Annotated in this window: 27 protein-coding genes; 10 read left to right on the top strand and 17 right to left on the bottom strand. The window is 71.1% G+C overall.

The features are described from left to right. Window positions 1–24 precede the first annotated feature (24 nt). Both O7617_RS29825 and O7617_RS29820 read right to left on the bottom strand, forming a co-directional pair. Entirely contained in the window at window positions 25–318 is a 294-nt protein-coding gene (locus O7617_RS29825; protein WP_282259697.1) for a hypothetical protein, read from the bottom strand. Then, window positions 315–593 (bottom strand): helix-turn-helix domain-containing protein, encoded by a 279-nt coding sequence (locus O7617_RS29820; protein WP_282259695.1) that lies wholly within the window; start codon window positions 591–593, stop codon window positions 315–317. Before O7617_RS29820 ends, O7617_RS29825 begins: the two co-directional genes overlap by 4 nt. Window positions 594–677: 84 nt before the next feature. On the opposite strand from O7617_RS29820, the gene O7617_RS29815 reads away from it, so the two are divergent. Next, complete coding sequence (locus O7617_RS29815) at window positions 678–1,640, top strand: zinc-dependent alcohol dehydrogenase family protein (RefSeq protein ID WP_282259692.1); 963 nt, start codon at window positions 678–680, stop codon at window positions 1,638–1,640. A 263-nt stretch (window positions 1,641–1,903) separates the two neighbouring features. Beyond that, window positions 1,904–2,398: a GNAT family N-acetyltransferase gene (locus O7617_RS29810; RefSeq protein ID WP_282259690.1), complete on the top strand. Its 495-nt coding sequence runs from the start codon at window positions 1,904–1,906 to the stop codon at window positions 2,396–2,398. On the opposite strand, the gene O7617_RS29805 is transcribed toward O7617_RS29810, so the two are convergent. Beyond that, complete coding sequence (locus O7617_RS29805; protein ID WP_282259689.1) at window positions 2,310–3,245, bottom strand: NAD(P)H-binding protein; 936 nt, start codon at window positions 3,243–3,245, stop codon at window positions 2,310–2,312. The two genes, O7617_RS29810 and O7617_RS29805, sit on opposite strands and share 89 nt — an antisense overlap. A 67-nt stretch (window positions 3,246–3,312) precedes the next feature. Next, window positions 3,313–4,341, bottom strand: coding sequence for a hypothetical protein (locus O7617_RS29800; RefSeq protein ID WP_282259686.1), 1,029 nt, complete (start codon window positions 4,339–4,341; stop codon window positions 3,313–3,315). Window positions 4,342–4,542: 201 nt separating this feature from the next. On the opposite strand from O7617_RS29800, the gene O7617_RS29795 reads away from it, so the two are divergent. The 3 genes from O7617_RS29795 (at window position 4,543) to O7617_RS29785 (ending at window position 6,647) form a co-directional block, all read left to right on the top strand. After that, window positions 4,543–4,971, top strand: a complete 429-nt coding sequence (locus O7617_RS29795) for a VOC family protein (RefSeq protein WP_282259685.1) — start codon at window positions 4,543–4,545, stop codon at window positions 4,969–4,971. Window positions 4,972–5,053: 82 nt separating this feature from the next. Then, window positions 5,054–5,638, top strand: a complete 585-nt coding sequence (locus O7617_RS29790) for a hypothetical protein (protein WP_282259684.1) — start codon at window positions 5,054–5,056, stop codon at window positions 5,636–5,638. A gap of 64 nt (window positions 5,639–5,702) precedes the next feature. Next, window positions 5,703–6,647 (top strand): acyltransferase domain-containing protein, encoded by a 945-nt coding sequence (locus O7617_RS29785; RefSeq protein ID WP_282259682.1) that lies wholly within the window; start codon window positions 5,703–5,705, stop codon window positions 6,645–6,647. 73 nt (window positions 6,648–6,720) lie between these two features. Here O7617_RS29785 and O7617_RS29780 read toward each other — a convergent pair whose 3' ends face one another. From O7617_RS29780 to O7617_RS29755, 5 genes are all read right to left on the bottom strand, one after another. After that, complete coding sequence (locus tag O7617_RS29780; protein WP_282259680.1) at window positions 6,721–9,555, bottom strand: PQQ-dependent sugar dehydrogenase; 2,835 nt, start codon at window positions 9,553–9,555, stop codon at window positions 6,721–6,723. 89 nt (window positions 9,556–9,644) lie between these two features. After that, complete coding sequence (locus tag O7617_RS33500) at window positions 9,645–10,844, bottom strand: ThuA domain-containing protein (protein WP_348774156.1); 1,200 nt, start codon at window positions 10,842–10,844, stop codon at window positions 9,645–9,647. A 599-nt stretch (window positions 10,845–11,443) separates the two neighbouring features. Beyond that, complete coding sequence (locus tag O7617_RS29765; RefSeq protein ID WP_282259678.1) at window positions 11,444–11,980, bottom strand: alpha/beta fold hydrolase; 537 nt, start codon at window positions 11,978–11,980, stop codon at window positions 11,444–11,446. A 55-nt stretch (window positions 11,981–12,035) separates the two neighbouring features. Beyond that, window positions 12,036–12,845, bottom strand: coding sequence for a CPBP family intramembrane glutamic endopeptidase (locus O7617_RS29760; protein WP_282259676.1), 810 nt, complete (start codon window positions 12,843–12,845; stop codon window positions 12,036–12,038). A gap of 37 nt (window positions 12,846–12,882) precedes the next feature. Next, window positions 12,883–13,626 carry a methyltransferase domain-containing protein gene (locus O7617_RS29755; protein ID WP_282259674.1) on the bottom strand — a complete coding sequence of 248 codons (744 nt, stop codon included), beginning with the start codon at window positions 13,624–13,626 and terminating at the stop codon, window positions 12,883–12,885. 74 nt (window positions 13,627–13,700) lie between these two features. Between O7617_RS29755 and mug the strand changes: the two genes are divergently transcribed. Beyond that, window positions 13,701–14,264: a G/U mismatch-specific DNA glycosylase gene (mug, locus tag O7617_RS29750; RefSeq protein WP_282259672.1), complete on the top strand. Its 564-nt coding sequence runs from the start codon at window positions 13,701–13,703 to the stop codon at window positions 14,262–14,264. Here mug and O7617_RS29745 read toward each other — a convergent pair. Next, window positions 14,261–14,767, bottom strand: coding sequence for an SRPBCC family protein (locus O7617_RS29745; RefSeq protein ID WP_282259670.1), 507 nt, complete (start codon window positions 14,765–14,767; stop codon window positions 14,261–14,263). The genes mug and O7617_RS29745 overlap by 4 nt on opposite strands. Continuing rightward, window positions 14,764–15,126 (bottom strand): metalloregulator ArsR/SmtB family transcription factor, encoded by a 363-nt coding sequence (locus O7617_RS29740; RefSeq protein WP_282259668.1) that lies wholly within the window; start codon window positions 15,124–15,126, stop codon window positions 14,764–14,766. The genes O7617_RS29745 and O7617_RS29740 overlap by 4 nt, the downstream gene beginning before the upstream one ends. Window positions 15,127–15,215: 89 nt before the next feature. Between O7617_RS29740 and O7617_RS29735 the strand changes: the two genes are divergently transcribed. Beyond that, window positions 15,216–16,316, top strand: coding sequence for an ionic transporter y4hA (locus tag O7617_RS29735; RefSeq protein WP_282259666.1), 1,101 nt, complete (start codon window positions 15,216–15,218; stop codon window positions 16,314–16,316). Window positions 16,317–16,379: 63 nt separating this feature from the next. Here the strand turns inward: O7617_RS29735 and O7617_RS29730 are convergent, their stop codons facing one another. After that, window positions 16,380–17,633, bottom strand: a complete 1,254-nt coding sequence (locus O7617_RS29730; RefSeq protein ID WP_282259664.1) for a sigma-70 family RNA polymerase sigma factor — start codon at window positions 17,631–17,633, stop codon at window positions 16,380–16,382. A gap of 3 nt (window positions 17,634–17,636) precedes the next feature. Beyond that, window positions 17,637–18,029 (bottom strand): YciI family protein, encoded by a 393-nt coding sequence (locus O7617_RS29725; protein WP_282264906.1) that lies wholly within the window; start codon window positions 18,027–18,029, stop codon window positions 17,637–17,639. Window positions 18,030–18,233: 204 nt separating this feature from the next. On the opposite strand from O7617_RS29725, the gene O7617_RS29720 reads away from it, so the two are divergent. Beyond that, the gene (locus O7617_RS29720) at window positions 18,234–18,437 is read left to right on the top strand and encodes a hypothetical protein (protein ID WP_282259662.1); all 204 of its coding nucleotides are present in this window, start codon (window positions 18,234–18,236) and stop codon (window positions 18,435–18,437) included. Window positions 18,438–18,443: 6 nt separating this feature from the next. Here the strand turns inward: O7617_RS29720 and O7617_RS29715 are convergent, their stop codons facing one another. Beyond that, complete coding sequence (locus O7617_RS29715) at window positions 18,444–18,806, bottom strand: hypothetical protein (protein ID WP_282259660.1); 363 nt, start codon at window positions 18,804–18,806, stop codon at window positions 18,444–18,446. A 214-nt stretch (window positions 18,807–19,020) separates the two neighbouring features. On the opposite strand from O7617_RS29715, the gene O7617_RS29710 reads away from it, so the two are divergent. Together O7617_RS29710 and O7617_RS29705 are read left to right on the top strand one after the other, a co-directional pair. Beyond that, window positions 19,021–19,764: a neutral zinc metallopeptidase gene (locus O7617_RS29710; RefSeq protein WP_282259658.1), complete on the top strand. Its 744-nt coding sequence runs from the start codon at window positions 19,021–19,023 to the stop codon at window positions 19,762–19,764. A gap of 120 nt (window positions 19,765–19,884) precedes the next feature. After that, window positions 19,885–20,535 carry an HAD family phosphatase gene (locus tag O7617_RS29705; RefSeq protein WP_282264905.1) on the top strand — a complete coding sequence of 217 codons (651 nt, stop codon included), beginning with the start codon at window positions 19,885–19,887 and terminating at the stop codon, window positions 20,533–20,535. Between the two features lie 52 nt (window positions 20,536–20,587). On the opposite strand, the gene O7617_RS29700 is transcribed toward O7617_RS29705, so the two are convergent. The 3 genes from O7617_RS29700 to O7617_RS29690 all read right to left on the bottom strand — a co-directional run bounded on the left by O7617_RS29700 (window position 20,588) and on the right by O7617_RS29690 (window position 24,927). Beyond that, window positions 20,588–23,143, bottom strand: coding sequence for an ABC transporter permease (locus O7617_RS29700; RefSeq protein ID WP_282259656.1), 2,556 nt, complete (start codon window positions 23,141–23,143; stop codon window positions 20,588–20,590). Next, window positions 23,143–23,910 (bottom strand): ABC transporter ATP-binding protein, encoded by a 768-nt coding sequence (locus tag O7617_RS29695; protein ID WP_282259655.1) that lies wholly within the window; start codon window positions 23,908–23,910, stop codon window positions 23,143–23,145. The genes O7617_RS29700 and O7617_RS29695 overlap by 1 nt, the downstream gene beginning before the upstream one ends. A 330-nt stretch (window positions 23,911–24,240) precedes the next feature. Beyond that, a complete protein-coding gene (locus O7617_RS29690; RefSeq protein WP_282259653.1) occupies window positions 24,241–24,927 on the bottom strand; it encodes a response regulator transcription factor in 687 nt (228 codons plus the stop codon). Window positions 24,928–25,118 lie beyond the last annotated feature (191 nt).

Here is a 25,118-nt window from a genome sequence, read left to right as displayed (position 1 = left end):
GCCGTGGAGCGGGCACGGCATCGATCAGGCGCGAAACGCCTGGATGGCGAGCGCGGCGAACCGGCGGGAGGCGGCCACCCGGGCGTCCGTCGAGGTGGCGTGCAGACCGCCGTTGGCCATCAGGATGAGGATGAGATCGTCCAGAACGAAATCGGACCGCAGGTGGCCGGTGCTCTTGGCGCGACGGGTCAGTTCGGCGAGTGAGGCAAGGGCCGCTTCGCGCTTCGCGGCGAGATCCACGGCGTGCGGAAAGGCCGTCGTGAACGCGGTGGTGTAGCCACGGTCCCGGGCGTGCAGCTCGCAGAGCTTCTCGATCACCAGGCACAGGCCATGCCACGGGTCCGGTCGGCGAGCCCTTCGTCGACGATGACGTGGCACGCGTCCATCTGCTCGGCGAACGCCTCGGTCGCCAACGCCTCCTTGGTGGGGAAGCGGCGGTAGAGGGTGGCGGGACCGACCCCCGCCCTGCGGGCGATCTCGCGCATCGGCACGTCCATGCCGTCGGTGGCGAAGGTCGTCCGGGCGGCTTCGAGGATCCGCTGGCGGTTGTCCCGCGCGTCCGACCGCAGGTTTCGAGTCAACTGCTCGGTCATGCTCTCACTTTAGCTAAACGGACGCCAGCGTCCACTACCGTTCGTGCTGGTCACCGGGCAGTCCGGCGGGAGAAGAGGTACGCAGTGAAGGCAGTCACCATCAGGGAGTTCGGCGATCCTCGCGGGTTGGCGGTGACCGACATCCCTGACCCGGTTCCGGCTCCGGGACAGGTCCTGATCACGGTCGAGGCGGTCGGTGTCGCGGGTTCCGACGTCATGATCCGAAGCGGTGCTCTCGCCGCCTACGGCTTCCGAGAGGGGTACGTCCTCGGCGGCGAGGTGGCGGGGACGGTGGCCGAGGTCGGCGAGGGCGTCGACCCCGCGTGGATCGGGCAACGGGTGTGGGCGTTCACGGGTACCGGCGGTGGGTACGCCGAGCAGGCGGTAGCGCCGATCTCGGAGGTCCTGCCCGTCCCGGCGGGCCTCTCCGTCGTCGATGCCGTGACGCTCGGCAGCTCCGGGATCGTGGCCCACTTCGGTCTCGCCCACGCGCACTTCTCGGCCGGGGAGACCGTGCTGGTACGCGGTGCGGCCGGCAGCATCGGGATCATGGCGGTGCAGGTCGCGAGCCGCCGTGGCGCCGGTGCCGTCGCGGTCACCACCTCGTCGCCCGAGCGTGGTCGGCGGCTGCGTAGCCTCGGCGCGACCCACGTGCTGGATCGTGCGGGTACGGGAGGCACCGACGACCCCTCCGGCTACGACGTGATCATCGACGTCGTCGCCGGCGACGGCCTGCCCGCGTTCCTCGACAGGCTCAATCCCAACGGCCGCCTCGTGGTCGTCGGCGCGGTCGGCGGCCAGCCGCCGGCAGACTTCGGCGCGAAGCTGATGACGGCATTCCAGAAGTCGATGTCGTTCGCCACCTTCAGCGCCGCGACTGTGCCGGAATCCGCCCGCCAGGCCGTGCGACGCGACCAGTTCACCGCCGCGACTCGTGGCGAACTGGTCGCCGTGGTGCACGAGGTGCTGCCGTTGCAGCGGGCGGTTGCGGCCCACCAGAAGATGGACGCCGGCCAGGTCTTCGGGCGAATCGTCCTCACCCCGTGACCCCCTCTGGTCGATCATGGAGTTGTGGCGGGTGATGAAAGCCGCTGTTCACCAGGTTCCGGGCACCACAACTCCATGATCGACACGGCGACTGGTCGGTCGGAGGCCACAACTTGAGGGATGTAGGGGCCTCACGAGCAGCGGACACCGCTACATCCCTGACGTTGCGCGGATCTTCCGTGGTGCGCGTCGCGCGGCGCACCGCGCGTGACGGCCAGGGCGTGCGGGCAGCGCCTGCCTGCCGCCGTCGCTACGCTCCGGGCATGTTTCGTGCGGCAGGGCCCGACGACTTCACGCAGATCATCCGTCTCTACCGGCAGCTGAACCCGGACGATCCGGTGCTCAACGACGGCTCGGACCGGGTGGTCTACCAGCGGATCCTCGACACACCCGGGCTGAGTCTCTTCGTCCTCGACCTGGACGGTGTCGTCGTCGCCACCACCTACCTCAACGTGATTCCCAACCTCAGCCGGTCGGCGTCGCCGTACGCCGTCATCGAGAACGTGGTCGTCGAGGAGTCACGGCGGGGGACCGGGCTGGGTCGACAGATCATGGCCGGCACGCTGCAGGCCGCCTGGGACGCGGGCTGCTACAAGGCGATGCTGATGACGGGTTCGCGTACTGCCGCGACCCACGCGTTCTACCGCGCCTGCGGGTTCGCGCCCGACGTCAAGACGGCGTACCTGGCGCGGCCCCCGGGTTGGGAAAGGTCTCGCGGAGCGCGGCGTCCAGCGAACGGCCGGTCGTCGGCTCGATGAACAGGTCGGTGAGCAGGAGGTCGGCGACGTGGGTCGGGTCGACCCCCGACTCCTTGCGGCCCAGCGCCTGCAACGCGCCACCGAGACGCAGGGCGGACCGTGCCGCACCCGCCGGCAGCCGACCGACCCGGCGGCGTCGGCCGACCGCCTCGGCGATGCGCGCGAGCATGTCATGCCAGGTGAGGTTCTCGTCGGCGACCGGGATGTCCGCACCGTCGGCCTGTTCCAAGGCGTCGGCGGCGACCTCGGCCACGCTGCGCGCCGAGGCCGCGGCGCTTCCGCCGGTCGGTGCGACCAAAGGTGTACGCGAGCGCGCCCACCGGTCCAGCGGACCGGCCCAGTTGGGCAGCCGGTCGCCGGCCCGACCGAAGACGAAGGGCAGTTCGAGGACGGCGACCGGCAGATCCGGACCGGCGGCGGCGCGTCCCTCCCGGGCCTGCTCGACGCGGCACCTGATGTACGTGTGCCGCTCGGGGAGCCGCCACTGCGGGTGCGACCTGTCGAAGTAGGTGTAGTACGAGCCCATCACCACGCCACGGGTGAGGCCCTCCGCGCGGGCGGCGGTGAACAGGCGTACCACCGGGTCGACGTTGTCCCGGCGGAACTGCGGGTAGATCGGCTTGGGTAACGGTCGCTGCTCGTCGGTCCGGGTGGCGTACACGACGCCGTCGTGACCGGCGAGCAACGACCGCAGGTCGTCGATCGAGGCGGAACCCACGTCGAGCAGGTGGTCGATACCCGGTTGGGAGGTACGCGCCACGGCTGTCGTGGCGTGACCGCGCTCCCGCAGCACCTGCACCACGTGAGCGCCGATCAGACCGCTGCCACCCACCACGAGAATCCGCACGCCCCATCGTCCACTCTGGAGACCCGTGCTTGTCAACCCACGACCACCGCTGCCCGTCGAGCGTCGGTCACTGCTTGTTCTTCGCCACGTTGTAGATGTCCAGGACGTCGTCGTCGAAGTAGGGGCCGTACATGTTGCCGGAGAACGTGTACGACATCACCGAGTTGACGAACCCGAACCGGAGGTCGTTGTCCCACGCGCGGAGGAACGGGCCGCCGCTGGCGCCCCGGGTGAGCGGGCAGTCCTTCAACTTGATCCGCTGGGCCCCGGCGGCCTTGGTGGTGCCCTGGTCGTAGTACTGCGACTCGCCGTCGTACGGCGGCTCTCCCGGGTAACCCAGCAGCAACACCGAAAGCTTCTTGGACTGGTTGACGCTGAGCCCCTGCCCGCCGGTGACGTGCACGAGCCGCTTGCCACCCCGCGGGTGCATGGTGACGAAGGCGAAGTCCCACCAGAGGAAGCCCCAGTCGACCCAACCCTCGACCGAGGTGAACTCCTTGGGGAACCAGAGGCCGTGCACCGCGATGCCGTTGGTGAACTCCGGCGCGTACGCCCAGTTGTCGTACCAGACCGATCCGCCGTCACCGGGGTGTACGCAGTGACCGGCGGTGGAGACCAGATTCGCCTGCGGGTTGTTCACTGTCGCGCCGGAGCAGAAGAAGTCCTCGTTGTTGTGCCGGAAGAAGACCCGACCGACCCCGGGTGAGGCGTTCACCGCCTGGGTTGCCTGGCTCGTGCCCCTGGCGGCGTCGCCCAGACCGGCGGCCGGCGACCGTGGGGCCGCCGGCTCGGCGACGTCGCGCGGCGCACCGACGCGGCCGGGGCGGTCGGCAGCCTCCCCGTCGGGGGCGTCGACCCCGTCCGGCAGGGGAGCGGGTCGTGCCGCTCGCATCCGTTCGGGCGTCCAGTAGGCGTTGCCCACGGCCGCCGCGGTGTCCGCGTCGGTCGACGGCCGTCCGTCGATGGTGGCGCGCCCTTCGGCGACCGTCGCGGATCCGTTCGGCGCGGCGGTGCCGGCCTGGGCCGGGGCCTGCGCGACGGCGACGCTGGCCAGCAGCATGATGCCCACCGAGGCGAATCCGAGTTTCCTGCGCACGTGACCTCCTGGGAATGGCGGTCGGAGACGGTCCGCTCCGACGTCGCACCGCCCACGCTAGGGGTCCGTGTTCGATCCACAGTGGTCGTGTCGTATGCGTTCAGTGACGGGTGCGTGACTGCGAAACGCGCGGTACGGGGGCGCCGCGAGGTGCGACCAGAGCGAGGTGCGGCGACAATGGGCGCTCGGAGGTGATCGAGGATGGGCGATCAGGAGAGCGTTCCCCGACTGGGTTCGGTGGTGCTGGACGGCACCGACGTGCGGGCGTTGGCGGAGTTCTACCGCCACCTGCTCGGCTACGTCTACCGGCCCGGTGACGAGCCGCCGGCGGCCGGCCAGGAAGACGAGCGCGGTCGTGACTGGCTGGTGCTGAGGTCCCCCGACGGCGGCGCCCAGCTCGCGTTCCAGCAGGTGGATCACCTGCCGGAGTCGACCTGGCCGAAGAACGACGTGCCCCAGCAACTGCACCTGGACCTCACCGTGGAGTCCGTCGATGAGCTGCTGGTGCAGCACGAGCGCGTCCTGCGCCTCGGTGGCCGGCTGCGCTTCGACCGCATCGAGGATCCCGACGAGCCGCTACGCGTGTACGCCGACCCGGCCGGTCACCCGTTCTGCGTTTTCGTGGGGTAGGGGCGGCGAGGACACCCGTTCGCGCCCGGCGGATGGCATAGGTTCGACGTGGTGACACCATCGCCGGGGAACGGGGACGAGGATGCCGGAGCCGCGCGCCTTCTGGCTGGACGAGCAGTTCGACCGCGAGCACGGCAGCGACGGACGCGGCCGGTACGAGGCGGAGGTGCTCCGTCGGATCGGCGAGTTCGACGTCACCTGGGGTGACTTCGCGCCCGTGGCTTTCGCGGCGACGGCCTGGCGGGTGGCCAGCGAGCTGTCGCCCGGCTTCGTCCGCTGGCACCGGCGGATCATCTCGGCGACCTGCGCACGCAGCCCGTGGGACGGCAGCATGGTCTGCGCGGTCACCGTGGCCTCCCGCTGGCCGGCGGAGTTGACCTGGACCAAGCAGTGGCAACGCGACCGTGGTTGGCGGGATTGGCCGCAGCTGTTCGGCCAGTTCACCACCCCCACCGAGCAGGACCAGACGCGCAGCCCGCATGTGCGCGCACTGCTCCAGGTGGAGGCGCCCCTTCCGCTCGACGACCTGCCGCCGACACCCGACGGACCGGGCGACGACGTCCCCGCCTCGGCCCGTCGGGCCGTCGTGGTGCTGGCTCGGGAGCTCAACGACCTCCTGGCGCCGATGATCGGGCAACTCGACACCGGGGTTCCCGCCGACTCCTGACGTCGCGGGTCCGGCCGACCTGCGGGCACCCACCGGAGACGCGAACGCCGGTAGGGTCGTCGACGTGGATCCGCACGACATCGCCGCTCGGCTCGCAGTGCCCGTCGAGCAGGTCGAACGCGTCGAGCAGCTCGCCGGCGATCGGCAGTCGGTTCCGCTGCCGGCCAAGGCCGACGCGCCCGCGCTGCTCGATCGGCTCGGGGTGCAGGCGGACGACGCCGCCGAGATCATGGCAGGTTGGCCCGATCCCGCCTCGCCGCTGTGGACGCCCGAGCTGCGCTGGCTGCTCGACCGGTCGATCGCCCTGGTCCACGCCGACCTCGGCGGGCACGGTTGGTTGGTGCCCGGTCCGGAGCTGCCCCGCGACCGGGGTCCCGCCTGGCGGCACCTCTACGTGTACGCGTACCTCGCCCTGGTCGACGTCGCCCGGAGCTACCACCGCGACCATGACGTCCCGGACGACGTGTCGTGGCGGAGCCTCGCGGACCTCGGCCGCAACCTGACGATCGACCGGCGGATGCGCGGTGAGGGCTGGCCGGTCATGCAGAGCTGGCTGACGCTGCACGTGCGCGGCAGCATCTACGAGCTGGGCCGTCTGCAACACCACCGCGGCGACACGGCCATCGGCCTGCACGTCCCCGACACGGGGCCGTTGACACCGGAGGCGGTCGCGGCGTCGCTGGACGAGGCGCGCGGGTTCTTCGCGCGCCACTTCCCCGACGAGCCCTACACCGCGTTCTCCTGCGGCTCGTGGCTGCTCGACCCGCAGTTGCGGGAATACCTGCCCGAAGAATCGAACATCGTCCGGTTCCAGCAAATGTTCGAGCTGGTTCCCTACGAGGAGAAGGACGGTCCGGACGCCGACGTCGAGGTGCTGCGTTTCGTGTTCCGCACGCTGAGCACCCCGCTGGAGCAGTTGCCCCGCCGCACCGCGCTGCAGCGCGCGATCGTCGACCACCTCAGGGCCGGTCGACACTGGCACTGGCGGCACGGCCGCTTCCCGATCTAGCCAAGCACGTCTTCCCGCGGTAAGGGCCCGGCCTGGTTAATCACCAGGCCGGGCCCCGTGCACACGCGCCCGGTCAGCCGGTGGTCAGGATGAACTTCTCCCAGGCCCCGACCGACGTCCGGTTGGCGATCAGGGATCCGGCCCCGGCGTTCTCGGCGCACACGATCTGGTTGTTGACAGTGGCCCGCAGGCTCACCGTCCCATCCGAGTTGGTGATGAGCTGGAACCTCTCCCACGATCCGATCGCCGCGGCGTTGGCGACCAACGCTCCGGCGCCCGAGTTCGTGGCCGAGACGTAGAGCCCGTTGGCGCGCGACCGCAGCGCGATGGTGCCGTTGCCGGCGTCCACCCGGTCGAACTGCTCGGTCGTGCCGACACTGGCCTTGTTGGCGATCAGCGCGGTGGAGCCGACCGCCGACACGTACTGGTTGTTGACCTGCGCCCGTAGCGTGCTCACCGGTGTGGTGTTGGCGGTGCCGGTGGCGAAGGTGAACGCGTCGACGTCGAACAGGTAGCCGGAGCCACCCTTGAACACCAGGTACAGCGTGGTCGACGCGCTCGGCGGGTTGCTGATCGTGCCGGACGCCTCGACGAACGTCTCCCAGTCGCCGGTCACCGGCACCGTGACGGTGCCCAGCAGGGTGCCGGTCGCCGACCCGGCCCGGACCTCGATGGTGCCGCCGGCGCCGGCCGACGAGGCCCGCACGGTGATGCGGTTGGCGTTGGCCAGGTTGTACGGCGTGTAGGAGATCCAGTCGTTGTTCTCGATGAAGCCGGCGGTGCGGCCACCCTCGGCGTTGGTGTGGTCGGTGGCCTGCACGCCGGAGGTGGCGCCGAAGTGCTCACCCTGGCGATGCTTCGGTTGCAGCGTCCTGATGGTGTGCGTGGTCAGTCCACCGTTGTCGGTGTACGCGGCGTCGAAGACCCCGTAGATGTTCGCCGCCGAGTCGTGCTCGCCGTCGGTCGGCACGGTGATCGTGCCGCTGCACCCGGTCTTCGAGGTGATCTGGTGTGCGTGACTGTCGTGACCGAGCGCGTAGGTCAGGCTCACCCTGGAACAGTCGATCGTGCCGTCCTGCGGGTCGCTCACGTTGATCTGGTACGACACGGTGTCACCGAAGCTGAACAGCTGCCCGTCAGCGGGCGTGGTGAGCGTCACCGTCGGGGCGGTGTTCCCTACGGTGATCACCAGGCTCGCCGTGCCGGTCAGCCCGGCCGGGTCGGTGACCCGCAACGTGGGGGAGTAGGTGCCGTTCGTGGTGTACGTCTTGGTCGGGTTCGCCGCCGTGGACGTCGTGCCGTCGCCGAACGTCCACAGGTAGCTCAGCGCGCCACCCTCCGGGTCCGAGCTGCCCGCCGACGAGAAGTTGACGGTCAGCGGGTTGGCCCCCGAGGTCGGGTTCGCCGAGGCGACAGCGATCGGGTTGCGGTTGCCGCCGCCGATGTACTCGATCCGGAACAACGCCTGGTTGTTCGAGCCGGTGCCGTAGTCCAGCACGTACAACGCGCCGTCCGGGCCGAACGCCATGTCCATGACCTGGGTGCCGGACCACGGGAAGTTGGAGATCTCCCCGCGCGAGCCGTCGGCGTTGATCGCGATCGGCTTGATCCAACGCCGGCCGTACTCGCCGGCGAAGAAGAGGCCGTTCAGTGACGACGGGAACTTGATGCTCGAGTTGAGCGCGGCATCGTACCGGTACACCGGCCCGGCCATCGGCGACTCGGAACCGCTGCCGAACTCCGACGGTGACCCGGAGTCACCGGCGTACTTGATCCAGGCCGGCTTGGCCGCGGGCAGCGTGGTCAGCCCGGTGTTGCGGAACGAGTTGTTCGTCGGACCGCCGGAGCAGTTGTACTTCGACTGCGACGGCCCGGACGGAAAGGTGTATTCGTTGTATGTTTCGGTGCTCGTGTTCGTGCCGGTGCAGTACGGCCAGCCGAAGTTGCCCGGCGCCGTGATGCGGTTGAACTCGACCTGGCCGGACGGGCCACGGCTGGAGTTGGTGCTTCCGGCGTCCGGGCCGTAGTCGCCGATGTAGACCACACCGGTCGGCTTGTCGACGCTCATCCGGAACGGGTTGCGCAGACCCATCGCGTAGATCTCCGGCCGGGTGTTGGCCGTTCCGGGGGCGAACAGGTTGCCCGCCGGAATGGTGTACGTGCCGTCGGCCTGCGGCTTGATCCGCAGCAGCTTGCCCCGCAGGTCGTTGGTGTTGGCCGAGGTGCGCTGGGCGTCGAACTGCGGGTTGCGGTTGGTGCGCTCGTCGATCGGCGCGTAGCCGGAGGACTCGAACGGGTTGGTGTCGTCGCCGGTGGTCAGGTACAGGTTGCCGGCGGCGTCGAAGTCGATGTCACCGCCGACGTGGCAGCACTGGCCACGGTCGTTGGCGACCTGGAGCACGATCTTCTCGCTGCTCAGGTTGAGCGTGTCGTCGGAGTTGAGGGTGAACCGGGACAGCCGTAGGTGACCCTTCCACCGATCCCAGTCCGACTGCGAGCCGGTGGTCGGGGCGTCCCCGGACGGGGTGCTCAACGCGGGCGAGTAGTACAGGTAGATCCACCGGTTGGTGGCGAAGCCGGGGTCGACGGCGACGCCCTGCAACCCCTCCTCGTCGTGTGTGTAGACCGACAGGGTGCCGGAGGTCTTGGTGTTGCCGGCCACGTCGGTGACCCGCAGGACGCCGTTGCGGGCGGTGTGCAGGACCGAGCGGTTGGGCAGCACGGCCAGGGACATCGCCTCACCCAGCTCGGCCGAGCCGTTGGCGAGCCTGACCTGTTGATAGTCGCTGGCGGGAATCACCACGGCCTGGGCGGCGGTGGGAGCTGCGGCCAGGGCCAGGGCCACGCTCGCGACGGTGGTGACCGCCGCGACCATGGCCCGGGACCAGCGCCGGGGGTACGAGAGCATGATCGTCCTTTCTCGACGACCGGTGGTGCGGGCGCGCGGGGGCACGCCCGCACCAGGTGGTGGTGGTGAAGACCGGGCGGGGACGCGGGTCAGTTCGTGACGAGGTCGAATTTCTCCCACTGACCGATGGAGGTCCGGTTGGCGATCAGCGGGGAGGAGCCCCCGTTCTCGGCGGCGACGTACCGGCTGTTCACCGTGGCCCGCAGGCTCACCGTGCCGTCGGAGTTGCGCACGAGCTGGAACGTCTCCCAGGCGCCGGCGGAGGCGCGGTTGGCGATCAGCGCGGCGGCACCGGCGTTCTCGGCCGCGACGTACTGCCCGTTGCTCTTGGCGCGCAGCGCCACGTTGCCGTTGGCGAGGTTGACCACGTCGAACCGCTCGCTGGTGCCCGCGGAGGTCTTGTTGGCGATCAGCGCGGTGGTGGAGTTCGGCGCGCTGACGAACTGGTTGTTGGCCCGGGCCTTCAGGGTGGAGCCGCTGGTGGTGGGCGGCGGGGTGGTGGGCGGCGGGGTGGTCGTGCGCGGCGAGCAGTCGGCGGTCACCGAACCCGCGGCGACCTGGAGGCCGCCGAGCAGCATCCGGGTGAAGTTCGGGTCGGTGTACGACGCCTCGGTGTGGCCCAGACCCGTGTACCAGGCCCGACCGCCGCCGTACGCCTTGCACCAGGTGATCGGGTGGTCACCGCTCATGTTGCCGCCGCTGTACGACGACTCGTCCAGGTTGGCCAGGACCCGCGCGCTCGACCGGGGGTTGGTGCGGTAGTTGTACCACTCGTCGGAGCGCACCCACGTCGCCGGGAGGTGGGCGGTCGACGGATTGGTGTTGTCCTCGATCCGCACGGTCGCGTTCTGGATCGCCGGGTGCGAGTCGAAGTACGCGCCGACCAGTTGGCCGTACCACGGCCAGTTGTACTCGGTGTCGGCGGCGGCGTGCACACCGACGTATCCGCCGCCGGCGGCGATGTACGACTCGAAGGCCGTCTGCTGGCTGGAGTTGAGGACGTCACCGGTCGTCGACAGGAAGACCACCGCCTGGTACTGGGCCAGGTTCGAGGTGGTGAACTGGTTGGCGTCCTCGGTGGCGGTCACGGTGAAGCCGTTGGCCGAGCCGAGCTGCTGGATCGCGGCGATGCCGTTCGGGATGGACGAGTGGCGGAAGCCCGCGGTCTTGCTGAACACCAGGACCTTGGTCAGTGGTGCCGCCGAGGCCGGTGTGGTGAGGGTTGCCAAGCTGGCCAGCATCACGGCCAAGCCGGTGACGAGTGCCAACAGGCGGGAACGGGAACGCATGGGGGTGCTCCTCTGCTGAGCGTCGACCCTGGCGCGCACGTCACGTGGGCGTGCGAGCTCGCCGAGGTCGCGATGGCGGTGGTACGGAGCCGGGCCGCCGATGCTCGGCTGAGATGCTGCGGGGTGGTGCCGTGCCGGTGGAATCGTCCCGCAGGGGGTGTGCGCGACGCTGCGCCGTGCGGGTTGCCGTGCCGGTGCTCCCCGCCCGCCGAGGGGGGAGCATCGCGTCGCTACCGACAGTGCCAGGAGACGGCTGGCGCACCGGCGTCGACCGATCGCGATCGCACCGCCGAAGAGCCCGCCGACCATAGTGGACGGTCAGAGCCCATCGACTTCTATCGCTGACGCAGTAAACCTCCGATGTCTGCGCCCCGTCAAGCCCACGCCCGTCGGCGTCGACCGCCCGAGGTGGGTATTGCGACGCCGCGCCCCGATCACGACGGTCCGGCGCGCGGCAACGGCCGGCCGTTCGGCAGGACGAGTCGGTGACGTCGGAAGTGGCCCGGGTGCGTGGCCGTGTTCGATTCCGTCGCCGACGAGTGTCCCGGCGGCCCGCAGGTGTATCGGTGGGAGTCTTTGGAGCTGAATCGTTTGTGGCATCACGGCCACGTGTCGGTGACGCCAGGCAGTGGTCTCTCGGCGGGGCGCCGGCCGTACCTCGGTTGGTCCTGAAGAGGGCTGGCCCCGCTGGCGGCCGAATCGTTTACGACATCAGCTCCATAGCGGCGGTCGGTGGTATGCCCTCCCGGCCCGGTCATCCCTGGCCGGACGGTGCGGAACTGTCCGCGCCTCTGGTGGCCATGATGATGAGGTCGGCGATCGTCTCCGGGTGGGTGACCATGGCGAGGTGGGAGGAACGCCGCCTCGCCGAGCTGTGCGTACCCGTCGTGGTGGACGAGACCGGCGTTCGCCGGGGGCGTCGGATACTTCGCCGCGAGGGCGGCGTAGTCCTCGCCGGCGTCCGGGGCGCGGGCGGCGACGTACACCAGGGCGGTGACGTTCGGGTGGTTGCCGGCCTCGCTGATGACCGTGCCGGCCCAGGAGTGGCCCACCAGCACCGTCGGCCCGTCCTGGCGGTCGAGGGCGCGGTTGGTGGCGGCGACGTCGTCGGCCAGGGTTGTCAGCGGGTTCTGCACGGCGGTGACGCTCAGGCCGGCTCGGTCGGTGGGCCGAACGCGGAGGTTCAGCCGGTCACCGTGCCGGCTCCGGTGCGACGGCCCGCCAGTCCAGGTGGTGCCGGTAGAGGTGTCGCACGACGATCCAGCTGACCGAGAACGGGATGGCCCCCATCGCCACGACTCCCAGGACGTCGGACCCGACCACGTCGAAGACCGCCCCCACGTCGCCGAACAGCTGCGCGACAGTCTGGAAGGCGACGTGGAAGCCGATGCCCGCCCAGATGTCGCCGGTCGCGGCCCGGAAGGCGCCCAGCAGGAGCGCGAAGACGAAGAAGAGTGCGAGCCGGTCGACGGACCGGGCGGCCCCGACGAGAAACCCGAACAGTGTGAACAGCACGGCCTGCCCCACGGCGGCCTGCCAGGCCGGCAACCGGGTGGCGAGGTTGCGCTGCAGGTAGCCCCGGAAGATCAGCTCCTCCGGCAGCGCCTCCTTGAGGAAGACGAGCACCACCAGCAACACCGCCACGCGCGACACGTCCCCGACGGACGTCCGCGCGCTGATCTCGACCCAACCGAAGCCCAGGCAGAGCACGAGCCCCACCCCGGCGGGGACCAGCCAGCAGGCCATGCCGAGCAGCAGACGCCGCCAGCCCTCGCGGAGCGACGGCAATCCGATGCCGGCCCACGGACGTCGGTCCAGGAGGCGACGGGCGACAACCACCAGGGGTACGACGAGCGCCGTGGTGAGGATCGCCCCGACGGCGTGGGTGGGTCGGTCGTAGTCGCGGTCGAGCAGGGCCTTCAGGAACAGCCACACCGCCACGGCGCCGGCGGACACGACGAGGATCCGCCAGGGCAGGGCGAGACGAGGTCCGGCGCTCACCACGCGCAGCGTAGCCGGCGGCGTCAACGGTGGGCCGTCAGCGGCCGAGGACGAGGTAGGCGAGGCCGAGCACCCCCCGGTAACCACCGACGTACTGGCGCAACCGGTCGTCGAGTTCCGCGCGGACGTCGGCCGCCCGGGGATCCTCCGGGTACCTCAGCAGCCACTCCTGCCGCCCGGCCAGCCAGGTGGACTCGAAGTCGTCCCACTCACGCTGGTCGGCGGTGCTCAGGTGCAGCACCCGCCAGCCGCGTTCCCGGGCGGCCTCGACGAGGTCGGGCAGGTCCGTGACCTCGGGTCCGAAGATCTGCTCTGTGTCAGGGGTCGGGGGCCGTTCCCAGTAGGCGTCGCCGAACAGTAGCCGGCCTCCCGGTTCGACCACGGTGGCGAGTGCGTCCAGCGCGGTGCCGGTGCCACCGAAGGCATGTGCCGACCCGATGCACAGGACCCGGTCGGCGGGCTCCTGCCAGGCGGCCGCCTCGCCCTTCACGAAGGCGACGTGCCGGTCGAGGGAACGGTCGGCCGCCGACCTGCGCCCGCGGGCGAGCGCGGAGTCATCGGTGTCGACGCCGACGCCCCGGGTGGCGAGCGCGCCGGACACGCCACCGGCGGCGACCGCCCGCAGCAGCAGCTCACCCCAGCCACAGCCCAGGTCGAGCACCCGCGCGCCGGGGCGTACGTCGAGTCGCCGCAGCAGCAGCGCGGCGTGCTCCTCGGACAGGGGTGTGTTCCAGCGCATCCGTGCGTAGCGGCTGTCGGCGAGGTGGTCGGTTGCCTGCATGCGCCGAGGGTGCCAAGTCGTCAGCCGCGGCGCATCTCGGTTTCGGTGCCCGGTCGTACGGCAGGATCGGTCTCGTGGGGGCGCAGCAGGCGGGGCCGTTTCGGCGGCCGACACCGCAGGAGGTGGCGGCGGCCGCCGGTCGGGGCCTGCCGGACGTGATCGGGCCCGGCCTGCGGGTGCTGTTCTGCGGCTTCAACCCGGGCCTCTACTCCGCCGCCGTGGGGCTGCCCTTCGCCCGCAAGGGCAGCCGGTTCTGGCCGGCCCTGCACGGTGCCGGCTTCACGGACCGGCAACTGCACCCGTGGGAGCACGACGAGTTGCTGCGCCACGGCCTGGGCATCACCAGCCTGAGCAACCGGGCCACCGCCCGCGCCGACGAGCTGACGTCGGCGGAGCTGGTGGCCGGGGTGACCGGGTTGGCGGTGAAGGCCGAGCGGTACCGGCCGCGCTGGGTGGCCGTCCTCGGGGTGACCGCGTACCGGATCGCCTTCGCCCGGCCCCGGGCCGGCCTGGGGCCGCAGTCGCAGCGGCTGGGCCGCGCCCGGGTGTGGGTGCTGCCGAACCCGAGCGGCCTGAACGCGCACTTCCCGTTGCCGGCCTTGACGGCCGAGTTCGCCAAGCTGCGCCAGGAGACCTAGGGGCGCTCGGCGGCGACCAGATCCTGGTAGTACGGCTGCATCGCCGGGTGGTAGTCGTCGAAGTCGGGGCGGGGTGAGCCGTCGTGGGAGGCGACGAGCATGTCCAGGTAGTACTCCCAGCCGGCGCCCGTCTCGGCGATGCCCTCCACGGTCGCGAGGTGCTGCACGAACCGCAGCTCGGTGTTGCCGTCGACCTCGGTCAGCGTCAGCTCCAGCAGCCAGGTGCCGTAGCTGTCGATCATCGACACGGCGAGATGCCGCTGCGGTTCGCAGGCGTCGATCCGGACGTCGCACCAGGGCTGCTGCTCCTCGTACGCCATCTGGACCCGGATGGTCCGTCCGGGCCCCGCGTCGCCCTCCCAGGGGCCGAACCAGCGGGCGGTGCGCTCCGACTCGGTCAGGCTGGCCCAGACGTCCGCCGCCGGGGCGCGGAACGTGCGGGTGAGGACGAGGTCGTGACCGGTGGCGGTGCGGAACAGGCGTCCGGCGGGTGTGCGGGTCATGCCGTGTGCTCCCTTCGGTGTCCCGCCGGGCCGCGGCTGCGGCGCTCTCGGCGGGTGCGGTAGACCTCGGTCTCCAACGCGTCGAGGTGCCGTTCCCACCGGTCGGTGCCGGCGAGCCCGGCGAGCCAGCCGACCAGCGGCGCGAGCGGGCCCGGGTCCAGGCGGTAGATCCGTTGTCGGCCGACCGTCTCGTCGCGGACCAGCCCGCTCTCGCGCAGCACGCGGAGGTGGCGGCTGATGGCGGGGCGGCTGATCGTGAACCGCTGGGCGATGTCGCCGGCCGACAGGGGTTCGTCGCGCAGCATGGTCAGGATGTGCCGCCGCACCGGGTCCGCGATCGCGACAGCCACCTCGTTCACCGGTGAAGCGTAACCCATGAGTTACGGGTTTGGGATACCGATGCGTCGATGGTGGGCACATGATCACTTGACCTGGCACTCTGTACGGCATGGCCGCCTCCCTCCGCTCCCGGATGACCGACTGGACCTTCGTCGTACCCGTGCTCGCCGTTCTCGTGTTGATCGCCACGTGGGGGCGGAACCTGCCGGGGCCGGTCATCGTGGTGGTCGCGCTGCTACTCGGCGGCGCGGTGCTCGCGGCCGTGCACCACGCGGAGGTGGTCGCCCACCGGGTGGGGGAGCCGTACGGGTCACTGGTGCTCGCCGTCGCGGTCACCGTGATCGAGGTCGCCCTCATCGTCACGCTGATGATCAGCGGGCCGGAGAAGACCCAGTCGCTCGCCCGGGACACCGTCTTCGCCGCCGTCATGATCACCTGTAACGGGATACTCGGCCTGTCCCTGCTGCTCGGCGCCCTGCGTCGCCGGGTCGCGGTGTTCAACCCCGAGGGCACCGGTGGGGCCCTCGCGACCGTGATCACCCTGGCCGCCCTGAGCCTCGTCCTCCCGACCTTCACCACGGCCCGTCCGGGCCCGGAGTTCAGCCCCGCCCAGCTCGCCTTCGCCGCCGTCGCGTCGCTGGCGCTGTACGGGTTGTTCGTGCTCGTGCAGACCGGGCGGCACCGCGACTACTTCCTCCCGGTCGACAGCCGGGGTCAGGTCATCGACGCCGAGGAGCACGCCAAGCCGCCGAGCAACCGCGCGGCGCTGGTCAGCCTCGTGCTGTTGCTGGTGGCACTGGTCGCCGTGGTCGGCGACGCCAAGACCGTCTCACCGACCATCGAGGCCGGCGTCGCGGCGGCGAACCTGCCGCACGCGTTCGTCGGTGTGATCATCGCCCTGCTGGTGCTACTGCCGGAAACCCTGGCCGCCGCCCGCGCCGCCCGCCGCGACCGCGTGCAGATCAGCCTGAACCTGGCCCTCGGCTCGGCGATGGCCAGCATCGGCCTGACCATTCCCGTCATCGCGATCGCCTCGATCTGGCTGGAGGGCCCGCTGCTGCTCGGCCTCGGTGGCACCCAGCTCGTCCTGCTCGCGCTGACCGCGGTGACCGCCGTACTGACCGTCGTGCCCGGCCGGGCCAACGTGCTGCAGGGCGGTGTGCACCTGGTGCTGTTGGCCGCCTTCGTCTTCCTGGCCGCCAGCCCGTAACGTGCGCCGCCGCCCGCCGCCCGCCGCCCGCCGCCCGCCGCCCGCCGCCCGCCGCCCGCCGGGTCAGGCGGTGGGCGGCGGGTCGCCGAGGCGCTCCGCGCGGGCGTTCAGGTAACGCTGCTGGGCCAGGTTCGTCGACCGGGCAGCCGCCATCCGGTACGCCTCCCGCGCCGCGACCCGCTCACCGACCATCTCCCACAGGTGGGCACGAGCGGCCGGCAGTCGAGGGTCGTCGGCCAACCGCGCGTCGTCGGCCAGGTCGGCGAGCAACGCCAAACCCTGCGCCGGGCCACGGCTCATCGCCACCGCCACCGCGTGGTTGAGCGCCACCACCGGGTTGTCCGAGATGCCCAGCAGCACCTCGTACAGGGCGGTGATCTGCGCCCAGTCGGTATCCTGCGCCTCCGGGGCCTCGTCGTGCACGGCGGCGATGGCGGCCTGCACCTGGTACGCCCCGACCACCCCGTGCGGCAGCGCCCTGGTGATCAGCTCGGTCCCCTCGGCGATCTGGTCGGCCCGCCACCGGGAACGGTCCTGCTCGGCCATCGGCACCAACTCGCCGTGCGGGCCGATCCGCGCCGGAGCGCGGGCATCGGTGAGCAGCATCAACGCCAGTAGCCCGGTGACCTCGGGATCATCCGGTAGCAGGCGGTGCACCAGGCGGGTCAGCCGGATCGCCTCGGCGGTCAGGTCGGCGCGCAGCAACCCCGGGCCGGTGGTGCGCGCGTACCCCTCGGTGAAGATCAGGTAGAGCACGTGCAGCACGGCGGCGAGCCGGTCGGCGCGTTCGGCCCCGGTGGGTAGGGCGAACCGCAGCCCGCTGTCGCGAATCCGTTGCTTGCCCCGGCTGATCCGCCGGGTCATCGTCGCCTCCGGCACCAGGAACGCGCGGGCCACCTCGGCGGTGGTCAACCCGCCCACCGCGCGCAGCGTGAGCGCGATCTGCGACGCCGGCGACAGCGCCGGATGGCAGCACAGGAAGAGCAGGATGAGCGTGTCGTCCTCGTCCGCCGGCGGTCGATCAGCCGCCGGAGCGCGCCACTGCTCCGGGAGCACCCACCGCGCCACCGTGTCCTCGCGGCGCATCCGGGCCTGTTCCCGGCGCAGCAGGTCGGTCAACCGGCGGGACGCGACGGTGATCAGCCAGCCGCGGGGGTTCTCCGGTACGCCGTCGCGCGGCCAACCGTCGGCCGCGGCGATCAGCGCCTCCTGCACCGCGTCCTCGGCGGTGTCGAAGTGCCCGTAACGGCGGACCAGCGCGCCGAGGACCTGCGGCGCGAGGTCGCGCAGCAGGTCCTCGACCCGTGTCTCCGGCACCCGTCAGCCGCCCAGGTCCTCGATGCCGTCCAGCACCGGCCGCACGTCCACGTAACCGCCCGGGGCGTCCGGGTCGACCAGGCCGGCGGCGATCTCGGTGGCCCGGTCGAAGCTGGCGCACTCTACGATCGTGTAACCCGCCAGGACCTCCTGCGTCTCCGGGTACGGGCCGTCGGTGACCACCGGCGCGCCCTCGCGGACCTGCACCCGGCGGGCGTGCACCGGCTCGCTCAAACCCTGGGCGTCGACCAGTTCCCCGGACTCGGCCAGCGCCTGGTGGAAGGTCTCCATGTGCTTGTGCATCGCCGCGATCTGCTCGGCCGACATGGCGGGCCGGTCGGTCGCCCGCCCGGACAGCACGTCGTAGTCCTGCTGTGAGCCGTAGAGCAGAATCATGTACTTCACGGCGTGTCTCCCTCCGTCCGTGGGCGCCCCGACGACGCCTCCACCGGAAACGTCGAACCCACGCCCCGTCCCCGGACATCCATCCCCACCTGATCTGTTGATCACGAGTTTGGCGCGGCGACACGCTGAGCGGAGTCACGCCAACCGTGAGATCACCCGAGGGATTGGGTGGTGCGTGGGGCTTACGGTGCCGGTATGGCAGTGGTGTGGGTTGTGGGTGGGGTCTTCGTGGTGGTGGCCGGTGCCGCCTGGGCGGTTGTGGTTCGGCGGGGGCGGGTGGATCTGGGGGACGACCCGGCGGCTGGTCGGGAGGCTCGGAGTCGGCAGCACCGGTACGAGGCCGAGCGGCACGGCGACCAGGGTGACACCTGGCAGCGCGGCCGGGAGTCGGGCGGCTGAGCGGACCTACTGCCCGTACGAGAGGCGCAGCCGGTCATTCACCAGATAGTTGAGGCGGTGGCGCAGGTGCCCGACGGTGCTCTCGCTCGGCAGGTCACCGTCGGTGGTGAGCGTCCAGCGCAGGATGCAGTCCCCGCCGGGCAACCCCGGGCTGAGGTCGAACCGGATCAGGTCCAGCGGTCGGTGCGGCCACAGCGACGACCACACCAGCAGCACGGGCGCGTAACCGGCCACCACCCGAGGCGGTGCCTCGTCGTCGAACAACTCCAGCCAGGGTCTGCCGGCCTCGTAGGGGTCGCGCAGCGACCGCCACCGGATGTGCGCCGGCGCGGGCTGACGCCGCGCGCGGCTGCCCAACTCGTGTGCCACGGCCGGCCCTCTCTCCTGGGCGGCGACACCCGCCTGACGGCATTGTGACGGCCCGCCACCGTGGCCCCTGAGCCGACCCGTGCCCCTGCCGAGAGCGACGCCCGAACCGGTCGGGGTGAACCGTCCGCCGTCACCCCGCGTGAAACGGGTGACGAGCGTGGTGGTCGTACCGTCGGGGTACTACCAGCGCGGGCACGATGTCTGGGGAGGCACGGTGGGCGTACGGTTCGGACGCGGCGCGAAGGGTCCGCTCGCAGGGCTGCTGGTCGCCGCCCTGGTGTCGCTGGCCTGCGCGGGCGGCGGGTTGGCCGAGCCGGAGGGGGAGCGTCCGGCTCCGGAGCAGTCGCAGGCGTCACCCGGGCCGGGCACCACCCGGGCCGACAGCACCACGAGCGTGGCCGAGTTCGAGCAGGACGTCGCCGACGCCCAGGCGATCGCCGAGCGCTACTGGGCGGCCCAGTTCAAGGCGTCCGGGCAACGGTTCCAACCGGTCCGGCGGATCACCCCCTACCAGCGGGAGGGCGAGGTGTCCTGCGGTGGTGAGCCGCTGCCCCGCAACAACGCGGTCTACTGCTCGCGGGGCGACTTCATCGCGTACGACGTCCGCTGGTCGGTGGCGGCGTTCCGCCAGGTCGGTGACGCGTTCGTGTTCTACCTGCTCGGGCACGAGTACGCGCACGCCATCCAGGTCCGGCTCGGCATCAACTACAGCTTCACCATCCAGCAGGAGTTGCAGGCCGACTGCATGGCCGGGGCGTACCTCGGTGACTCGGTGCGCTCCGGTGCCCTGACCCTGGCCGACGGCGACCTGGACGAGTTCCGGGAAGGGTTGGCGGCGGTCGGTGACGACCCCGACCAGCCGTGGTTCGCCGAGGGTTCGCACGGCACCGCCGAGCAGCGCACCGAATCGTTCTTCCGCGGCTACGAGCGGTCGCTGGAGGCCTGCGACCTGGGCTGAGCGGGTTGCCCGGATCACGTCGGTGGCCATCGTGGCCGTGTGCGGTGGCCGGCCCTGGCAGGATCGCCGGTGTCGGCCGCGACCCTGGAGGACCCGCTGAACAGCCATCACCCCGCCGCCGTGCTCTTCGACATGGACGGCACGTTGGTCGACAGCGAGAAGCTGTGGGACGTCGCGTTGCAGGAACTCGCCCGGGAGTACGGGGGTGACCTCTCCGTCGAAGCCCGCCACGCGATCATCGGCACCGCGATGGCCGAGTCGATGCGGATCTTGCACGACGACCTGGGGCAGCCCGAACGGGACCCGGAGATCAGCGCGGCGTGGATCAACGCCCGGATCCTGGAGCTGTTCCGCACCGGGCTGCCGTGGCGGCCGGGCGCGTTCGAGTTGCTGCGTGGGGTCCGCGCGGCGGGGATCCCCACCGCGCTGGTCACCTCCAGTCCCCGGGCGCTCGTCGAGATCGCCCTGGACACCCTGGGCCGGGACAACTTCGACACGGTGGTCGCCGGTGACGAGGTGGTCGCGGCCAAGCCGCACCCCGAGCCGTACCTGACCGCCGCCCGGCGACTGGGTGTGCCGATCGAGCGGTGTGTGGCGATCGAGGACTCACCGACCGGGGTGGCCAGCGCGCTCGCCTCGGGCGCGGCGGTGCTGGCCGTACCGGCGGAGGTGGCGCTCGCCGGCACAGTCGGCGTACACCAGGTGGGAAGCCTGACCGACGTGGACCTGGACCTGCTCGCGGCGCTGCTGGCCGACCGGGCCGCAGCCTGACGGACGCGAACGGGGGCCCCGCGGTGCGGGACCCCCGTTCGTTGGCGGAGCGTCAGTCGTGGGCGATGGCGCCCAGGACGTTGATCCGGGCCGCCCGGATGGCCGGGAGCACCGCGGCCACCACGCCGATGATCGCGGCGAGGCCGAGGAAGACACCCATCTGCCCCCAGGGCAGGATCAGATCGGTGATGCCCTCGTCCTTGAGTGCCTCGACCACCGAGGCCCCGAGGCCGGTGCCGACCGCCACGCCCAGCAACGCACCGAACACCGAGATCACCACCGCCTCCACGGTGATCATGGCCATGGTCTGGGACCGCCGGAGGCCGATGGCGCGCAGCAGCCCCAACTCGCGGGTCCGCTCCAGGATCGACAGCGCCAGGGTGTTGATGATGCCCAGCACGGCGATGACGATGGCCAGCGCCAACAGGATCTGGATCATCGTGAGCAGCCCGTCGAGCTGACCGGTCTGCTGCTTGATGAACGCGTCCCGGTCGGCCACCGACACCTCGGGGCTGTCCGCGAGCAGCGTCTCCACCTGCGGCAGCACGTCGTTCACCTGCGCACCCGGGGCCAACTGGATGAACCCCTGGAAGGGCTGTGGGATCGCGAAGTCCTTCGCCGCCGTCACCGGCAGCATCACCGGGTTCAACAGCTGCCCGGACTCGTAGATGCCGCTGATCGTGTACGTCCGCTTCTCGCCCCGGGTCAACTGCACATCCACCGTCGAGCCCACCGACCAGCCACGCGAGTCGGCGGTGTCCGAACCGGCCAGCATCTGGGTCGGCCCGAGTCGGTCGATGTCACCGGCGACCGGCTTGGCACTGAAGATCTGCCGCAGCGACGCGATGTCGCTGCTCGCCCCGACCCAGGTGCGCTCGCCGTCGATCTGGGCCATGTCGCCGTACTCGCCGTCGACCATCCGCACGCCGGGCAGGGTCTTGGCCTGGTCCAGTACCGCCGGGTCGAAGCTCGGCGGGCGCGGCCCGCCCTGCGCCCCGGCGATCACCAGCTCGGCTTTGACGTTGTCCTGAGCCAGGGCGCTGATGCTGCCCTTGGCCGAGTCGAGGATCACCGTGACGCCGGTGACCAACGCGATGCCGACCATCAGCGCCGCCGCGGTGATCGCGGTCCGGCGCGGGTTGCGGCCCGAGTTGAGCCGGCCCAGCTTGCCCGGCAGCGACCAGGAGAAGATCGCGCCGAGCAGGCTCACCACCGGCTTGCTGATCAGCGGGGTCAGCAGCGCCACGCCGATGAACGCGAACAGCACCCCACCGAGGATGGTGGGCAGGGTCTGACCACCGGCGTTGCCGCTGAGCCCGAGGAACAGCAGCACCGCGCCGACGGCCGTGACCACCGACCCGGCCACGGTGACCTTCGTCAACGGCCGGTCCGGGGTGGCCACGTCCTGCATCGCCGCGATCGGCGGGATCCGCGACGCCCGCAGCGCCGGCAACAACGCCGCCACCACGGTGATGACCAGCCCGACGGCGAACGACCCGATCACCGCCGCCGCCGGCACGCCGATCCCGGCGAGGGTGAGCCCACCGGCCAGATTGCCGAACAGGTACGCCAGCAGCGCGCCCACGCCGATGCCGGCGGCCAGGCCGAGCACCGAAGCGATCAACCCGACCGCGATGGCCTCCAGCACCACCGAGGAGATGATCTGCCGGCCGCTGGCCCCGATGGCGCGCATCAGCGCCAACTCGCGGGTGCGCTGGGCCACGATGATCGAGAAGGTGTTGAGGATCAGGAAGGTGCCCACCAGCAGGGCCACCGCGGCGAAACCGAGCAGGATCTTGTTGAAGAACGACAGACCCTCCTTCAGGCTGGCCGAGGCGTCCGCGGCGACCTGCTCGCCCGTCTTCACCTCGAAGTCCGCGCCGAGGGTGCGGGCCACGTCGTCGCGCAGCCTCTCGTCGGAGACCCCGTCGGCGGCGGTCACGGTGATGCTGCTGAACACGTCCGGCTCGCCCAGCATCAGCCGCTGCGCCACCGGCGTGGTGAAGAAGACCTCGTTGACCCCGCCGATCGAGTCCCGGTCACCGCTGTAACCGAACACCCCGACCAGGGTGAAGTCCCGCTTCTTCGACTCGAACGCGGTGAGCACGCCGACCTTCTGGCCGACCTGCAGCTTCGCCGCGGTGGCCAGGCCCTTGTTGACGACGATCTCGTCCTCGGCCTGCGGCGCGCGTCCCTCCCGCAGTCGCAGCAGGTCGCTCTCCCCGGTCCAGTTCTCGCCCAACTGCGGCGGACCGAACGAGGTGACCACCTTGCCGTTGCTGCCGATCACCCGGGCGCCGTCGGCGTTGACGACGCCCGTCGCCGAGGCGACCCCGGGAACCTGCTTGACCCGGTCCACCACGGAGGCGGCCAGCGGAGCGGCGGTCTGCTCGCCCTCCAACTCGCTCAGCTCGACCTTCGGCTTCGCGGCGACGTTCACGTCGATCTCGGAGAAGCCGTCGGCGAAGACCGAGTCGAAGGAGCGGCCCAACGTGTCGGTGAGGACGAAGGCGCCGGAGACGAACATCACCCCGAGCACCACCGCCAACCCGGACAGGATCAGCCGGACCTTGCGGGCCAGCAGACTCTTCAGCGTCGCGCGGAACATCAGTTGCCCACCTCGGCCGGAGCGTCCAGCTTCTTCATGGTGTCCAGCACCGTCTCGGCGGTCGGCTCGATCAGCTCCGAGACGATCTCACCGTCGGCGAGGAAGACCACCCGGTCGGCGTACGCGGCGGCGGTCGGGTCGTGGGTGACCATCACGATGGTCTGACCGTGCTCACGGACCGAGTTGCGCAGGAAGTTGAGCACCTCCGCGCCGGAGCGCGAGTCCAGGTTGCCGGTCGGCTCGTCCGCGAAGATCACCTCGGGGCGGGAGACCAGCGCCCGCGCGCACGCCACCCGCTGCTGCTGGCCGCCGGAGAGCTGCGCCGGCCGGTGGTCCAACCGGTCCCGCAGGCCGACCGTCTCGATCACCGTGTCGTACCAGGCCGGGTCCGGCTTACGCCCGGCGATCGACAGCGGCAGCAGGATGTTCTCCTTGGCGGTCAGGGTGGGCAGCAGGTTGAACTGCTGGAAGATGAAACCCACCTTGTCGCGGCGCAGCTTCGTCAGCCCCGCGTCGCCCAGCCCGGTCACCGTCGTCTCGCCGATCGACACCGTGCCCCGGGTGACCGCGTCCAGGCCCGCCAGGCAGTGCATCAGCGTCGACTTGCCGGAACCCGACGGCCCCATGATCGCGGTGAACTGGCCGCGTTCGAACTCCGCGCTGACCCCCCGCAGCGCGATGACCTGCGCCTCGCCGCTGCCATACACCTTCCACACGTCGTTCGCCCGGGCCGCGGCCTGCGCCTGCTGGCCAACCGTCGCGGTCACGTCATCTACCTCTTCCGTCTGTCCGAATGCACGCCGCCCCCCGATGGTCCGGCGCGACTGTTCCATCATCGGCGCTGCTCACGCCCGCTCCGTCCGCCCACGGGTTGACCCGGTGCGGATTTCCCGCTGCGGGTGCACCCTTATGTCGGGTCAGGGTTGCCCCTGACCCGATGGTCGGTCCTGCGTGTTTCCGACCCTGCTCCCTCACGTCACAGGAGGGTCAACCCCGCCAGACCTTCTCCGGTCACGGTAGGTGACCGTTACAACGCCGGCCGTCCCCCCACGGAGGGATCTTCGAGTACGCCGGGTGAGGTACCCGGGCCGACGACCCTACGCCCGGGGGCGGACCAGACCCGACTCGTACGCCAGCACCACGGCCTGCACCCGGTCGCGCAGTCGCAGCTTGGTCAGCACGTGCCCGACGTGGGTCTTGATGGTGGTCTCGCTGACCGACAACACCGCGGCGATCTCGGCGTTGGACAGCCCTCTGGCCACCTGCACCAGCACCTCACGTTCCCGGTCGGTGAGGGCGTCCAGGGCCGCCGCCGGGGTCGCCGCCGGGTCCGGCAGCAGCTCGGCGAACCGGTCCAGCAGCCGTCGCAGGATCCGGGGCGCCACCACCGCGTCCCCACCGGCGATCGTGCGGATCGCCGAGATCAACTCCTCGGCGGGCACATCCTTCGCCAGGAACCCACTGGCACCCGCGCGCAACGCCCCCACCACATACTCGTCCAGGTCGAAGGTGGTCAACACCAGCACCCGCACCGGCAGGCGGGCGTCGACGATCGCCCGGGTCGCGGCCACCCCGTCCATCCGAGGCATCCGGATGTCCATCAGGACCACGTCGGGCAGCAGCCGCCGGGACAGCTCCACCGCCTCCACGCCGTCCCCGGCCTCGGCCACCACGTCCAGGTCGCCCTCGGCGCCCAGCACCATCCGGAACCCGGTACGCAGCAGCGGCTGGTCGTCGGCGAGCAGGATGCGCACCGGCCGCCCCGGAGCCACCCGATCGGTCATCACGTCTCCTGTCCCGCCGGCGTCGTGGTGCCGCACCGGGTCATCCTCGCGTACACCGGCCGATGCGTCGCGGATCACGGTAGGGCGCGGCCGGTCGCGTCGTCCCGACGGCAACAGCACCGTCGCGGTCGGGTGCGGGTCGGTGACCTGTGGGCGGCGTCGCCCCCGAGGACCACCTCGGCAACGGGATG

The organism is Micromonospora sp. WMMD1155 (assembly GCF_029581275.1).
Taxonomy (GTDB): domain Bacteria; phylum Actinomycetota; class Actinomycetes; order Mycobacteriales; family Micromonosporaceae; genus Micromonospora.
Note: the sequence above shows the minus strand (reverse complement) of the source record. Positions and strands in the feature narration are given on the sequence as shown.